Genomic DNA, 13,747 nt, shown 5'->3' on the forward strand with positions numbered 1-13,747 from the left:
CCGAAGCCCTCACTCCCTCAGATCCCGTCACTGCCCGCTTCACCGAATCACAAATTACGAATCACCGATTACCGCTTTACGCGGTGATCTTCTTCGCCTTCTCGACGGCCTCGTCGATCGTGCCGACCATGTAGAACGCCTGCTCGGGCAGGTGGTCGTACTCGCCGTCGACGATGCCCTTGAAGCCGCGGATCGTGTCCTTCAGCGAGACGTACTTGCCCGGCGAGCCGGTGAACACCTCGGCGACGTGGAACGGCTGCGAGAAGAAGCGCTCGATCTTGCGCGCCCGCGACACGGCCTGCTTGTCTTCTTCCGACAGCTCGTCCATGCCCAGGATCGCGATGATGTCCTTGAGCTCCTTGTACTTCTGCAGCGTCGACTGCACGCGGCGCGCGGTGTCGTAGTGCTCGGTGCCGATGACGTTCGGATCCATCATGCGCGAGGTCGAGTCGAGCGGATCGACCGCCGGGTAGATACCCAGCGAGGCGATGCTGCGCGACAGGGCGACGGTCGAGTCGAGATGGGCGAAGGTCGTGGCCGGCGACGGGTCGGTGTAATCGTCGGCGGGCACGTAGACGGCCTGGATCGAGGTGATCGAGCCGGTCTTCGTCGAGGTGATGCGCTCCTGCAGCACGCCCATTTCCTCGGCGAGCGTGGGCTGGTAACCCACCGCCGACGGCATGCGGCCGAGCAGCGCCGAGACTTCGGTACCGGCCAGCGTGTAGCGGTAGATGTTGTCGACGAAGAACAGCACGTCGCGGCCCTTGCCGCTCTCGTCCTTCTCGTCGCGGAAGTACTCGGCCATCGTCAGGCCGGTCAGCGCGACGCGCAGACGGTTGCCCGGCGGCTCGTTCATCTGGCCGTAGACCATCGCCACCTTCGACTCCTTCGGGTTGTCGATGTTGACGACGCCCGACTCGATCATCTCGTGATAGAAGTCGTTGCCCTCGCGGGTGCGCTCACCCACGCCGGCGAACACCGACAGGCCGCTGTGCGCCTTGGCGATGTTGTTGATCAATTCCATCATGTTGACGGTCTTGCCGACGCCGGCGCCGCCGAACAGGCCGACCTTGCCGCCCTTGGCGAACGGGCACATCAGGTCGATGACCTTGATGCCGGTCTCGAGCAGCTCGGTGGCCGAGGCCTGCTCGTCGAAGCTCGGGGCGTCACGGTGGATTTCCCACGTGGTCGCGGCGTCGATGTCGCCGGCCTCGTCGATCGGCGAACCGAGCACGTCCATGATGCGACCCAGCGTGCCCGCGCCGACCGGCACCGCGATGCCGCGGCCGGTGTTGGTGGCGACCAGGTTGCGCTTGAGGCCGTCGGTCGAGCCGAGCGCGATCGCGCGCACGATGCCGTCGCCGAGCTGCTGCTGCACTTCCAGCGTGACGGCGGTGCCTTCGACCGTCAGTGCGTCGTAAACGCGCGGCACCTCGGTGCGCGGGAACTCGATGTCGACGACCGCGCCGATGATCTGAACGATCTTGCCCTGACTCATTTGGGTAACTCCACTGATGTCTGTTGAATCTGGTGTCGGGAATGGGGATTCGGGATCCTGGGATTGGGAAGAGCGCAATCTGCTGCCTGCTCGAATCCCGAATCCCGAATTCCCAATGCGTCGGCGGTCGTCAGACCGCCGCTGCGCCGCCCACGATCTCGGAAATTTCCTGGGTGATCGCCGCCTGGCGGGCCTTGTTGTAGACCAGGTTCAGCGTGTCGATCAGCTTGGTGGCGTTGTCGCTCGCGGCCTTCATCGCGACCATGCGCGCGGCATGCTCGGAGGCCACGTTCTCCATCACCGCCTGGTAGACCAGCGATTCGATGTAGCGCGTCAGCACGTGCGCGAGCACCGATTCGGCGTCCGGCTCGTAGATGTAGTCCCAGTCGTGCTTGACCACCTTGGTCTCGGCGGCCGGCAGCGGCAGCAGCTGGTCGAAGCTGGCCTTCTGGGTCATCGTGTTGACGAAGTGGTTGTAGGCCAGGAACACACGGTCGACGCGGCCGTCCGTGTAGCCGTCGAGCATCACCTTGATGATGCCCACCAGCTGCTCGACTTCCGGCGTGTCGCCGATGTGGGTGACGCTGGCCAGCATGTCCACCTTGAGCCGGCGGAAGAACACCGTCGCCTTCTGGCCGATGGTGACCACGTCGACCTGCACGCCCTTCTCCTGCCAGGCGCGGATCTCGCCGAGCAGCTTGCGGAACAGGTTGTTGTTCAAGCCGCCCGCCAGGCCGCGGTCCGACGAGGCGACGATGTAGCCGACCCGCTTGACCTCACGCTCGACGAGGTAGGGATGCTGGAATTCGGAATTCGCCTGCGCGAGGTGCCCGATCAGCTGCTTCATCGCGGTCGCATAGGGCCGCGAGGCCTTCATGCGGTCCTGCGCCTTGCGGATCTTCGACGCCGAAACCATTTCCAGCGCACGCGTCACCTTGCGGGTGTTCTGCACGCTCTTGATCTTGGTCTTGATTTCTCTGCCGCCGGCCATTTAGCTCGCTCCGCTCGCGGGGATTCGGGATTGGGGATTGGGGAGTCGCAAAAGCGATCCAGTCCCGTCACGAAGCCCTGATGTGCCTAATCCCGAATTCCGAACATCCAATCTCGCGGGCTCAGTAAGAGCCCGTGGTCTTGAACTCGCCGATGCCCTTCTTGAACGCCGCTTCGATCTCGTCGTTCCAGGCGCCGGAGGCGTTGATCTTCTCGACCAGCGCGCCATCGGTGTTGTCGAAGTGCGCGTGCAGACCGGCTTCGAACGCCAGCAGCTTGGCGACCGGCACGTCGTCGAGGAAGCCCTCGTTGACGGCGTAGATCGTCAGCGCCTGGTGCGCGACCGACATCGGCGCGTACTGCTTCTGCTTCATCAGCTCGGTCACGCGCTGGCCGCGCTCGAGCTGCTTGCGGGTGGCTTCGTCGAGGTCCGACGCGAACTGCGCGAACGCCGCCAGCTCACGGTACTGGGCCAGCGAGATGCGGATGCCGCCCGAAAGCTTCTTGATGATCTTGGTCTGCGCCGAACCACCGACGCGCGACACCGAGATACCGGCGTTCACGGCCGGACGGATGCCGGCGTTGAACAGGTCGGTCTCCAGGAAGATCTGGCCGTCGGTGATCGAGATCACGTTGGTCGGCACGAACGCCGAAACGTCGCCGGCCTGGGTCTCGATGATCGGCAGCGCGGTCAGCGAACCGGTCTGGCCCTTGACCTCACCGTTGGTGAACTTCTCGACGTATTCCTCGGACACGCGCGCGGCGCGCTCGAGCAGGCGGGAGTGCAGATAGAACACGTCGCCCGGATAGGCTTCACGGCCCGGCGGACGCTTGAGCAGCAGCGAAATCTGGCGGTAGGCGACGGCCTGCTTGGACAGATCGTCGTACACGATCAGCGCGTCCTGGCCGCGGTCCATGAAGTACTCGCCCATCGTGCAGCCGGAGTAAGCGCTGATGTACTGCATCGCGGCCGACTCGGACGCGGTCGCGGCGACGACGACGGTGTGTGCCAGCGCGCCGTTCTCTTCGAGCTTGCGCACGATGTTGGCGACGGTCGAGGCCTTCTGGCCGATCGCGACGTAGACGCACTTGATGCCGGTCGACTTCTGGTTGATCACCGCGTCGATCGCCAGTGCGGTCTTGCCGGTCTGGCGGTCGCCGATGACCAGCTCGCGCTGGCCACGGCCGATCGGGATCATCGCGTCGACCGACTTGTAGCCGGTCTGCACCGGCTGGTCGACCGACTTGCGCCAGATCACGCCCGGCGCGACGCGCTCCACCGGCGCGGTCAGCTTGGCGTCGATCGGGCCCTTGCCGTCGATCGGCTCACCGAGTGCGTTGACCACGCGGCCCAGCATCTCCGGGCCGACCGGCACTTCGAGGATGCGGCCGGTGGTCTTGGCCACGTCGCCTTCGCGCAGCTGCTCGTAATCGCCCAGCACCACGGCGCCGACCGAGTCGCGCTCGAGGTTGAGGGCCAGCGCGAACGTGTTGTTCGGCAGCTCGATCATTTCGCCCTGCATCACGTCGGCGATGCCGTGGATGCGCACGATGCCGTCGGCGACCGAGGTCACGGTGCCTTCGTTGCGCGATTCGGCGCTCAGCTTGACCTTCTCGATACGGGTCTTGATCAGCTCGCTGATCTCGGAAGGATTGAGTTGCGTGGTAGCCATCGGGGGTTCCCTTGAGCCGGCGTTGCCGCCGACGTTGCAATTGAAAATCGTGTCAGTGCGTCAGAGCGGACTGCAGGCGCGCCAGCTTGCCCTTGAGCGAGCCGTCGATCACCACGTCACCGGCCGCGATCACCGCGCCGCCGATCAGCCGCTCGTCGATCGCGGTCTCGACCTGCACCTCGCGGCCGAACCGGCGCTTGAGCGCGGCGCGGATCTGCTCGACCTCGGCTTCGGGCAGCGCCGAGGCCGACGTCACCTTGGCGAGCACGACGTGCTCGGCTTCGGCACGCAGTTCCTCGTAGAGACCGGCGATCTCGGGCAGCGCGGCGAGACGGCCGTTCTCCGCGAGCAAGGCCAGGAAGCCGGCGAGCTTGTCGCCGGCGCCGTCGGGCGCGACCAGCGCGACCGCGTCGTCATGCGACAGCGCCGGGTGGCCGAGCAGCGCGGCCGCCTGCGGATCGGCCGCGACGCGCGCGGCGAATGCCAGCGCGTCGGACCAGGCCGCGAACTGGCCGTCGTCGCGAGCGATCGCGAACGCGGCACGGGCGTACGGGCGGGCGATCGTCATGGCCTGGCTCATCGGGCTCAGATCTCCGCAGCGAGTTCGTCGAGCAGCGCCTTGTGGGCGTTGGCATCGATCTCGCGCTTGAGCAGACGCTCGGCGCCGGTGACGGCCAGCATCGAGACCTGGCGACGCAGGTCCTCACGGGCCCGCGTGGCGGAGGCCTGGAGTTCGGCATCGAACAGCGCCTTCTGGCGCAGGCCTTCGGTCACCGCCTCGGCCTTGGCGGCCTCGACGAGCTGGTTGGCGCGCTGGTGCGCCTGCTCGATGATCTCGTTGGCCTTCGCACGCGCGGCCTTGAGTTCCTCGTTGGCGGTTTCCTGCGCCTGGGCCAGCGCACGCTGGCTGTTGTCGGCGGCGGCCAGACCTTCGGCGATCTTCTTCTGGCGCTCTTCGATGGCGTTGAGCAGCGGCGGCCAGATCTTGGTCGCGATGATCCAGATCAGCGCGGCGAAGGCCAGGGCCTGGGCTAGCAGGGTGAGATTGAGGCTCATGGTCGTGGGACTGCCTGTCGTGAAGGGTCGGGCATGCGGACATGCCCCCTGTCATCCAGCGGTGCGGTCATGCCGGGCATGGACCGCACCGTGGATACGCCGGGCGTGGATCAGCCGCCGATCTGTGCAGCGACCGGGCCGATGAACGGCGACGCGAACGCGAACAGCAGGCCGACTGCGACCGAGATGATGAACGCGGCGTCGATCAGGCCGGCGGTGATGAACATGCGGACCTGCAGCACCGGGATCAGCTCCGGCTGGCGCGCGGCCGACTCGAGGAACTTGCCGGCCATGATGGCCAGACCCAGACCCGCGCCCAGCGCGGCCAGGCCGATCATGATGCCGATGGCGAGAACGGTCGAAGCCTGGATCTGGGCGAACGAGGTCAGTGCGATTTCCATTGTTTTCTCCGGAACGGATTGCAGTGTTAAGGATGAAGCGGGAAGGGTGGAACGGAAGCGGGTCGCGCGGTGCTGCCGGTCAGTGGTCGTCCTCGGCCAGGCTGAGGTAGACGATCGACAGCATCATGAAGATGAAGGCCTGCAGCGGAATCACCAGCAGGTGGAACAGCATCCAGCCCAGGCCGAGCACGCCGCCGCCGAGCATGCCGAGGATGCCGGCACCGCCGAGCACCCAGATCAGCAGGAAGACGATCTCGCCGCCGAACATGTTGCCGAACAGTCGCATCGCCAGCGAAATCGGCTTGCTCAGCCATTCGACGATGTTGAGGATCAGGTTGAACGGCACCATCCACTTGCCGAACGGCGCGAACAGGAATTCCTTGGTCAGGCCGCCGACGCCCTTGGCGCGCAGCGCGAAGAACACCGTCAGGAAGAACACGCTGATCGACAGGCCCAGCGTCGCGTTGACGTCGGCGGTCGGCACCGGCTTCCAGTAGCCCACGCCCATCAGTTCGAGCGGCTTGGCGATGAAATCCGCCGGAATCATCTTCAGCAGATTCATCAGCAGGATCCAGAAGAACAGGGTGATCGCGATCGGCGTCACCAGCTTGCTGGTCCCGTGGTAGGTGTCACGGGCCTGCTTGTCGACGAATTCGAGGCAGATCTCGACGAACGCCTGCCACTTGCCCGGCACGCCGGCGGTCGCCTTGCGCGTGGCCATCCAGAACATCAGCACCATCAGGCCGCCCATCAGCACGGCGGTGATGAAGGTGTCCAGGTGCAGGGTCCAGAAGCCACCCTCGCCCGTCGAGAACGTCAGGTTCTGCAGGTGATGCTGGATGTAGCTGGTTGGGGTGAGTTCCGCGTCAGCCGCCATAGCTCTGGAATCCTGCCTGTTAACGATTCGGTGCGTGGCCGGAGGCCATCGCGATCAACTGTGCGACGAGCGCGACGACGACACCGGCGAGCATCGGCACCGGCGGAAGTCCCGCGGCTCCCACACCCAGCAACAGCACTGCCACCACCACGACCCACTTCAGCGCCACACCCGCGAGCAGACGCGCCAGCGCGCCGCCCGAAGGATTGACCCCACCCCCGAGCGCGATCACGCTCGACAACCAGCCGCCGACCGCGATGGCCGCACCGCCGAGCCCGGCGGCCAGCGACCAGACCGCGCCTTTCGCGAGAAAGGCCAGCGCCGTCACGGCGATCGCGACCGCCTGCCAGGCGATTGCGCGCTGTGCCAGTCGCCGACCCGCAGCGACGGACGTCAACACATCAGGATCCTGGGTCGTTGGAGGGTCGCGAGGCCATCGAAACGGCCCCGTCGAGCCGCAAAAGTATAGCAGCGGTGTCTCCCACGGGACAACTGGCGGACGTCCCGGCCCGCCCGGCGCCGTCACGACCCGCGCTGGCGTGATCCGGCAGCGCGCGTATTCATTATTTTCCTGCGCGGAGGCCGGAACTTGGCGGTGTGCCCGTTGTCGTATCTGGTGTGCCCGATCTGCCGCACTTTCCTCGTCGGTTCCGTACGCAGATCGCCACCCGAAGCCCTGGCCGCCGCCAGGGCTTCTTTTTTTGGACGGAAGGGTCATTCGCGGCGGGGAAAATGACGGGGCCGCCGCCGCTGCAGGCATTCGCAGAACCGTCGCTTCACGTCGACAAGACCGTAACTTGCCGACCATTGCCGCCCGTTCCCAACCCTCTGGCGCCCCCACGATGCCGCAATTCCCCCTCCGCACGCTGTCCCTTGCCGCCCTTCCCGCCGCCCTCGCACTGGCCGTCGTCGCCATGCCGGCCCAGGCGCAGAACCGCGATGACCGTCTCGTCCTGCGCCTGAGCGCGTTCAATCCCGAGGCCGAACTCGGCTTCTCCGGCACCGGCGTGGTCACCGATGGCACCGACGATGCCACCTTCGGCTTCAACGAAAGCTTCGACACCGGCCGCGAATGGCGTCCGCGCGGCGCGGTCGGCTTCCGCATCAGCGAACGTCAGGCCCTGGTCGGCAACTTCTACGACTACACCCGTAACGAGACCTGGGAATACGGCGGCAACGTGCTCGATACCGGCACGATTATTCCCGGCGGCGACGCCATCGAAGTGCCGGGTGCCCGCATCGACGGTCGCCTCGCGTTCCGCCTGGCGAACCTCAACTACGAGTACGCCGTGGTCAAGAACGAGAGCTTCGAGTGGGGCCTGGGCCTCGGCGTGACCTACGCCAAGCTCGAAGCCAACGCCAACGGCAGCTCGACCGGCACCGATCTCGTCGATCCGCAGTTCGAGACCACGGGTTGGGAGCGCGACGGCTTCTCGCCGGGCCTGCACACCCGCCTGACCTGGACCCCGGCCGAGCGCTGGACCGTCGGCCTCGAAGCCCAGTACCTCGACACCCGCTGGGGCAACTTCCTCGACGAGCGCGGCCACTTCGAGCGTGGCGGCCTGCTGGTCGAGTACATGGTCAGCGAGCGCATCGGCATCCACGCCGGTTACGACTGGTTCCGCCTGAAGCTGTCGGACGAGTACCGCGGCACCGCGCGCGCGCCGTCGGGCATCGACGCCGGTCCGTTCCCGTACGCGGGCAAGGTCACGGGCGATCTGAAGGTCCACGGCCCGATGGCCGGCGTGACGTTCCGCTTCTGAGTCGCGGCCGGTCCGCGCGCCTTCAAGGGCGTGTGGATCCGCATGAAAAAGCCCCGGCATGCCGGGGCTTTTTTTCGGTCTGGCGCGGCAGGCGTGCAAGCACGCTCGCACGCACGCGATGAGGCATTCCCCGGCGCGCCCATCGCGCGCAAGCGCGCGCCTACGGGACGCCGATCCGCCGTGCCTACTTCTTCTTCGGGATGTACAGATCGGTGATCGTGCCGTCGAACACTTCGGCCGCCATCGCCACCGATTCGCTGAGCGTGGGATGCGGATGGATGGTGTGGCCGATGTCGGCGACTTCCGCGCCCATCTCGATCGCCAGGCCTGCCTCTGCGATCAGATCACCCGCATGCACGCCGACGATGCCGGCACCGACGATGCGGTGCGTGGCCTCGTCGAAGATCAGCTTGGTGAAGCCCTCGGTACGACCGATGCCGATCGCGCGACCGCTGGCCGCCCACGGGAACTTGCCGACGCCGACCTTCAGGCCCTTGGCCTTGGCCTCGGTCTCGGTGATGCCGACCCAGGCGATTTCCGGATCGGTGTAAGCGACCGACGGAATTACCCGCGCCACCCACTCCTTCTTCTCGCCGGCGGCGACTTCGGCCGCGAGCTTGCCCTCGTGCGTGGCCTTGTGCGCCAGCATCGGCTGACCGACCAGATCGCCGATCGCGAAGATGTGCGGCACGTTGGTGCGCATCTGCGCGTCCACCGCGATGAAGCCGCGCTCGGATACGCGCACGCCCGCCTTGTCGGCGGCGATCTTGCCGCCGTTGGGCGTGCGGCCCACGGCCACCAGCACACGATCGAAGGTCTTCGTGTCCGGAATGCTCTCGCCTTCGAACGTCACGTCGATGCCGGTCTTCGCGGCCTTGGCCTCGACGACCTTGGTCTTCAGATGCGCGGACACGCCCTGCTTCTTCAGTCGGTCGGCGAGCGGCTTGACCAGATCCTTGTCGGCGCCGGGCATCAGCTGGTCGGCGAGTTCGACGACCGTCACCTCGGAGCCGAGCGCGTGATAGACCGTCGCCATCTCGAGCCCGATGATGCCGCCGCCGACGACGAGCAGCTTCTTCGGCGTTTCAGCGAGCTCCAGCGCGTCGGTCGAATCCATCACGCGCGGGTCGTCCCACGGGAAGCCGGGCAGCTTCAGCGCCTGCGAGCCGGCGGCGATGATGCACTGCTCGAAGCGCACGAGTTGCGTCTTGCCGTCACTGCCGGTGACCTCGATCTCGTTCGGCGACACGAACAGACCTTCGCCGGTGACCACGCGCACCTTGCGCTGCTTGGCCATGCCGGTCAGGCCCTTGGTCAGCTGGCCGACGACCTTTTCCTTGTAGCCGCGCAGCTTGTCGAGGGCGATCGTCGGCGCACCGAAATCGACGCCGTAGTCGCTGGCGTGCTTGGCCTGGTCGATGACCTCGGCCGCGTGCAACAGCGCCTTCGACGGAATGCAGCCGACATTGAGGCAGACGCCGCCGAGCGTCTCGTAGCGTTCGATCAGTACGGTGTCGAGGCCGAGATCGGCAGCGCGGAAGGCAGCGGTGTAGCCGCCGGGGCCGGAGCCGAGCACGACGATGCGGCATTCGACATCGGCCTGGCGGCCCGACGCCGGTGCAGCCTTGACCGCCTCCGGCTCGGCGGGCGCAGCGTGCGAACGCGCGACCGGCGGATTGCTGCCGGGAGCGTCGCTCTTCTTCGCCGGGGTTTCTTCTTTCTTTTCAGGCGTGGCTGCCTTGGCATCGGCGGCAGGCGCATCGCCCTCGCCTTCGGCCTCGATCACCGCGACCACGCTGCCTTCCGACAGCGTGTCGCCGACCTTGACCTTGAGGTCCTTGATCACGCCGGCCGCCGTCGACGGCACTTCCATCGTCGCCTTGTCCGACTCCAGCGTGACCAGGCTCTGATCCTTGGCGACGGTGTCGCCGACCACGACCAGCACTTCGATCACCGGCACGTCGTCGTAGCCGCCGATGTCGGGGACTGTCACTTCGAAGGTCTTGGCCATCACGGATTCTCCGGGCTCTGTTGCATGGGGTCGGACCGCGTCACCCGCGACGCCGGGCGACGGGCCCAGGTCAGCGCATACAGGTCATGGCGGCGGTCGTTGAGGTTCTGCACGGTGCCGTCGTTGCGGGCCACGGTCAGATCATTGAGGCGCAGGTCGGCGAACGCGACCTGCTCGACGTTCGGCGTCGTATCGGCAGCCACGCCGTCGCGCGCGAACGGGAAATCGCAGGGCGTCAGGATGCAGCTCTGCGCGTACTGGATGTCGAAGTTGTTGACGCCCGGCAGGTTGCCGACGTTGCCCGACAGCACGACGTAGCACTGGTTCTCCACCGCGCGCGCCTGCGAGCAGTAGCGCACGCGCAGATAGCCTTCGCGGGTGTCGGTGCAGAACGGCACGAACAGGATCATCGCGCCCTGGTCGACCAGGTGCCGGCCGAGCTCGGGGAACTCGCTGTCGTAGCAGATCATGACGCCGATCGGACCGCAGTCGGTGATGATCGCCTGCGCGCTGTCGCCGCCGCCGATGCCCCACCAGGTGCGCTCGTTGGGCGTGGGATGCAGCTTGTCGCGGGTGTGCAGCGAGCCGTCGCGCAACGCGACGTAGCAGATGTTGCGTACGCGCGGATCGGTCTCGTCGCCGGTGCGCGTGGGATGCGAGCCGCCGATGATGTTGATGTTGTGGCGCACCGCCAGTTCGCACAGCAGCTGCGCGAAGCGCTCGGTGTAGCCGGTCAGCGCGAGCAGCGAATCGACCGGCGACAGCGGCTTGTTCTCCACCGACAGCAGCTGCAGCGTGAACAGCTCGGGGAACACCACGAAATCGGCGCGGTAGTCAGCGGCGATGTCGACGAAGTATTCGACCTGGGTGGCGAACTCCTCGAACGAGGCCACGCGGCGCTGCTGGTACTGCACCGTCGCCACACGCACCGATTCGGGCAGCGGGCGCGCGGACGGGCGGGCGTCGGCGCGCGCGTCGATCTTCGGGTTGCGCCACACCAGGTGCGCGGCATTGCCGCGCGACTCGGTATCGCTGGGCAGGTAGCCCGGCAGCACGCCGATCAGTTCGAAGCCGTTGCGCAACTGGAAGCTCAGCGCGCGATCACGCAGGCGCCCGGCACAGACGGCCTCGACGTAGGCGGTGACGTCGTTGCCGAACTTCTTCGCACGCCGGCCGTAGCCCGGCAGGCGACCGCCGAACACGATTCCCTTGAGCCCGAGTTCCTGGCACAGCCGCTTGCGCAGTTCGTACAGACGCCGACCGATGCGCAGCCCGCGATTCGCGGGATCCACGCAAACCTCCATGCCGTACAGCCAGTCACCGGTCGACAGGTGGCGCGAGGCGTAACCGCCGCCGGAAATCTCCAGCCAGCGGTGCGGCGCCATCGCCGTGCGCTCGTCAATGCGGAACGTCGCGCAGTAGCCGACCGCGACATCGTCGTAGAACGCGACGAACACGCCCTGCGGAAACTGCGCGATCTGCCCGGTCAGCATTTCGGCCGTGTAGCCGCTGTCCGGCCCGTAGACACGCTCGCTGAGCGCGACGATCGCCGGGATGTCGGCGATGCCGGCATGACGCAGCGTCAGCCGCGCCCGCTCGCGCGTGGGCGCTTGCTCGCTCATGCCGCCGCCCGGCCGCTTACAGCAGCACCCGGCGCATGTCGCCGAGCAGTTGCGCCAGCGTCGCGGTGAAGCGCGCAGCCGCGGCGCCGTCGATGACGCGGTGGTCGTAGGACAGTGACAGCGGCAGGGTCAGGCGCGGCTGGAAGGCCTTGCCGTCCCAGACCGGCTTCATCGCCGACTTCGACACGCCGAGGATCGCGACTTCGGGTGCGTTGACGATCGGGGTGAAGCTGGTGCCGCCGATGCCGCCGAGCGAGCTGATCGAGAAGCAGCCGCCCTGCATGTCGGCCGGGCCGAGCTTGCCGTCGCGTGCCTTCTTCGCCAGCGCGGACATCTCCTGCGAGATTTCCATGACGCCCTTCTTGTCGGCGTCGCGGATCACCGGGACGACCAGGCCATTCGGAGTGTCGGCGGCGAAACCGATGTGGAAGTACTTCTTGAGCGTGAGATTCTCGCCGGACGCGTCGAGCGAGCTGTTGAAGCGCGGGTACTGCTTGAGCACCGCGACCGAGGCCTTGATCAGGAATGCGAGCATGGTCAGCTTCACGCCGGCCTTCTCGTTTTCCTTGTTGAGCTGCACGCGCAGCGCTTCGAGATCGGTGATGTCGGCATCGTCGTGCTGGGTGACGTGCGGAATCATCGCCCAGTTGCGGGCGAGGTTCGCCGCCGAGATCTTCTGGATGCGGCCCAGTTCCTGGACCTCGATCTCGCCGAACTTGGCGAAATCGACCTTCGGCCACGGCAGCAGGTTGAGACCGCCGCCCGCGGACGCCGGCGCACCGGATGCCGTCTTGCCGCCGCCGTTCTGCAGGGCGTTCTTGACGAAGGCCTGCACGTCCTCGCGGATGATGCGGCCGCCCTTGGCACTGCCCTTGAGCTGCAGCAGGTCGACGCCGAGTTCGCGTGCGAACAGGCGCACCGCGGGGCTGGCATACGGCACCTTGTCGGGCAGGATCGCATCGGCATCGAACCGCACCGGCGGGTTGCCGCTGCCCGGCACGCGATGCTCGATCGAGGCTTCGGCGATCTTGTCGGGCTTGGCCTGCGCCGCCACCGGCTCGACCGTGTTGTCATCGGTGCCCTTGGCCGGCGCAGCGGCCGGTGCGGACGCCGCGGCAGGTGCATCGCCCGCAGCCTCGATGATCGCGACCACGGCGCCTTCCGACAGCGTGTCACCGACCTTGACCTTGAGTTCCTTGATGACGCCGGCGACCGCGGCCGGCACTTCCATCGTGGCCTTGTCCGATTCCAGCGTGATCAGGCCCTGGTCCTTCTCGACCGTGTCGCCGACCGCGACCAGCACTTCGATCACCGGCACGTCGTCGTAGCCGCCGATGTCCGGCACCTTCGATTCCTGCGCGCCACCACCGCCGGACTTCGCCTTCGGCGCCTCGGTGTTCGAGGCCGGCGCGGCTTTCTCGGCGACCGGCTTTTCGGCAGCCTTCGGGGCTTCCGTCTTCGCGGGCGCTTCGGCCTGGGCGTCGCCGCCCTCGGCTTCGATGATCGCGACCACGCCGCCTTCCGACAGGGTGTCGCCGACCTTGACCTTCAGTTCCTTGATCACGCCCGCGAACGGTGCCGGCACTTCCATCGTGGCCTTGTCCGATTCGAGCGTGACCAGCCCCTGGTCGGCCTCGACGGTATCGCCGACGGCGACGAGCACCTCGATCACCGGGACATCGTCATACCCGCCAATATCGGGAACGCGCGCTTCTTTCAGGTCGGCCATGCGGCCCTCCGGGCAGGTCGTGACCCGCTATTGTGGCCCCAGCCTCCCCCCGCGCCAACTGTCGTGTGGCGTATGGGGGCTCATGACGGCACCCGGTGTCATCCGCGTCACGACGCGGGCCCATGTG

12 protein-coding genes are annotated in these 13,747 nt (G+C 66.8%); 1 reads left to right on the forward strand and 11 read right to left on the reverse strand.

Annotation, left to right across the window (positions count from 1 at the left end):
- Positions 1-76 precede the first annotated feature (76 nt).
- From atpD to ACF3M1_RS14730, 8 genes are all read right to left on the reverse strand, one after another.
- Positions 77-1,498 (reverse strand): F0F1 ATP synthase subunit beta, encoded by a 1,422-nt coding sequence (gene atpD / locus ACF3M1_RS14695; RefSeq protein ID WP_394001871.1) that lies wholly within the window; start codon positions 1,496-1,498, stop codon positions 77-79.
- A gap of 130 nt (positions 1,499-1,628) precedes the next feature.
- Positions 1,629-2,489 carry a F0F1 ATP synthase subunit gamma gene (atpG, locus tag ACF3M1_RS14700; protein WP_394001873.1) on the reverse strand — a complete coding sequence of 287 codons (861 nt, stop codon included), beginning with the start codon at positions 2,487-2,489 and terminating at the stop codon, positions 1,629-1,631.
- A gap of 121 nt (positions 2,490-2,610) precedes the next feature.
- Complete coding sequence (atpA, locus tag ACF3M1_RS14705) at positions 2,611-4,161, reverse strand: F0F1 ATP synthase subunit alpha (RefSeq protein ID WP_394001875.1); 1,551 nt, start codon at positions 4,159-4,161, stop codon at positions 2,611-2,613.
- A gap of 52 nt (positions 4,162-4,213) precedes the next feature.
- Positions 4,214-4,741 (reverse strand): F0F1 ATP synthase subunit delta, encoded by a 528-nt coding sequence (locus tag ACF3M1_RS14710; protein WP_394001877.1) that lies wholly within the window; start codon positions 4,739-4,741, stop codon positions 4,214-4,216.
- Positions 4,742-4,746: 5 nt separating this feature from the next.
- Positions 4,747-5,217 carry a F0F1 ATP synthase subunit B gene (locus tag ACF3M1_RS14715; protein ID WP_394001878.1) on the reverse strand — a complete coding sequence of 157 codons (471 nt, stop codon included), beginning with the start codon at positions 5,215-5,217 and terminating at the stop codon, positions 4,747-4,749.
- Between the two features lie 110 nt (positions 5,218-5,327).
- The gene (gene atpE / locus ACF3M1_RS14720; protein ID WP_394001880.1) at positions 5,328-5,618 is read right to left on the reverse strand and encodes a F0F1 ATP synthase subunit C; all 291 of its coding nucleotides are present in this window, start codon (positions 5,616-5,618) and stop codon (positions 5,328-5,330) included.
- 79 nt (positions 5,619-5,697) lie between these two features.
- Positions 5,698-6,495 (reverse strand): F0F1 ATP synthase subunit A, encoded by a 798-nt coding sequence (atpB, locus tag ACF3M1_RS14725; protein ID WP_394001882.1) that lies wholly within the window; start codon positions 6,493-6,495, stop codon positions 5,698-5,700.
- A gap of 19 nt (positions 6,496-6,514) precedes the next feature.
- Complete coding sequence (locus ACF3M1_RS14730) at positions 6,515-6,895, reverse strand: hypothetical protein (protein ID WP_394001884.1); 381 nt, start codon at positions 6,893-6,895, stop codon at positions 6,515-6,517.
- A gap of 442 nt (positions 6,896-7,337) precedes the next feature.
- Here ACF3M1_RS14730 and ACF3M1_RS14735 point away from each other — a divergent pair, with 442 nt between their 5' ends.
- The gene (locus ACF3M1_RS14735; RefSeq protein WP_394001886.1) at positions 7,338-8,258 is read left to right on the forward strand and encodes a hypothetical protein; all 921 of its coding nucleotides are present in this window, start codon (positions 7,338-7,340) and stop codon (positions 8,256-8,258) included.
- 184 nt (positions 8,259-8,442) lie between these two features.
- Here ACF3M1_RS14735 and lpdA read toward each other — a convergent pair whose 3' ends face one another.
- From lpdA to aceF, 3 genes are read right to left on the reverse strand one after another with little or no spacing between them, the layout of a single operon-like run.
- Positions 8,443-10,269 (reverse strand): dihydrolipoyl dehydrogenase, encoded by a 1,827-nt coding sequence (gene lpdA, locus ACF3M1_RS14740; protein ID WP_394001888.1) that lies wholly within the window; start codon positions 10,267-10,269, stop codon positions 8,443-8,445.
- Positions 10,269-11,891, reverse strand: coding sequence for a GNAT family N-acetyltransferase (locus ACF3M1_RS14745; protein WP_394001890.1), 1,623 nt, complete (start codon positions 11,889-11,891; stop codon positions 10,269-10,271). Before ACF3M1_RS14745 ends, lpdA begins: the two co-directional genes overlap by 1 nt.
- A 16-nt stretch (positions 11,892-11,907) precedes the next feature.
- A complete protein-coding gene (gene aceF / locus ACF3M1_RS14750) occupies positions 11,908-13,620 on the reverse strand; it encodes a dihydrolipoyllysine-residue acetyltransferase (protein ID WP_394001892.1) in 1,713 nt (570 codons plus the stop codon).
- Positions 13,621-13,747: the final 127 nt, after the last annotated feature.

Origin of the sequence: Luteimonas sp. WGS1318, assembly GCF_043187535.1 — a bacterium.
In the GTDB taxonomy this organism is placed as follows: domain Bacteria; phylum Pseudomonadota; class Gammaproteobacteria; order Xanthomonadales; family Xanthomonadaceae; genus Luteimonas.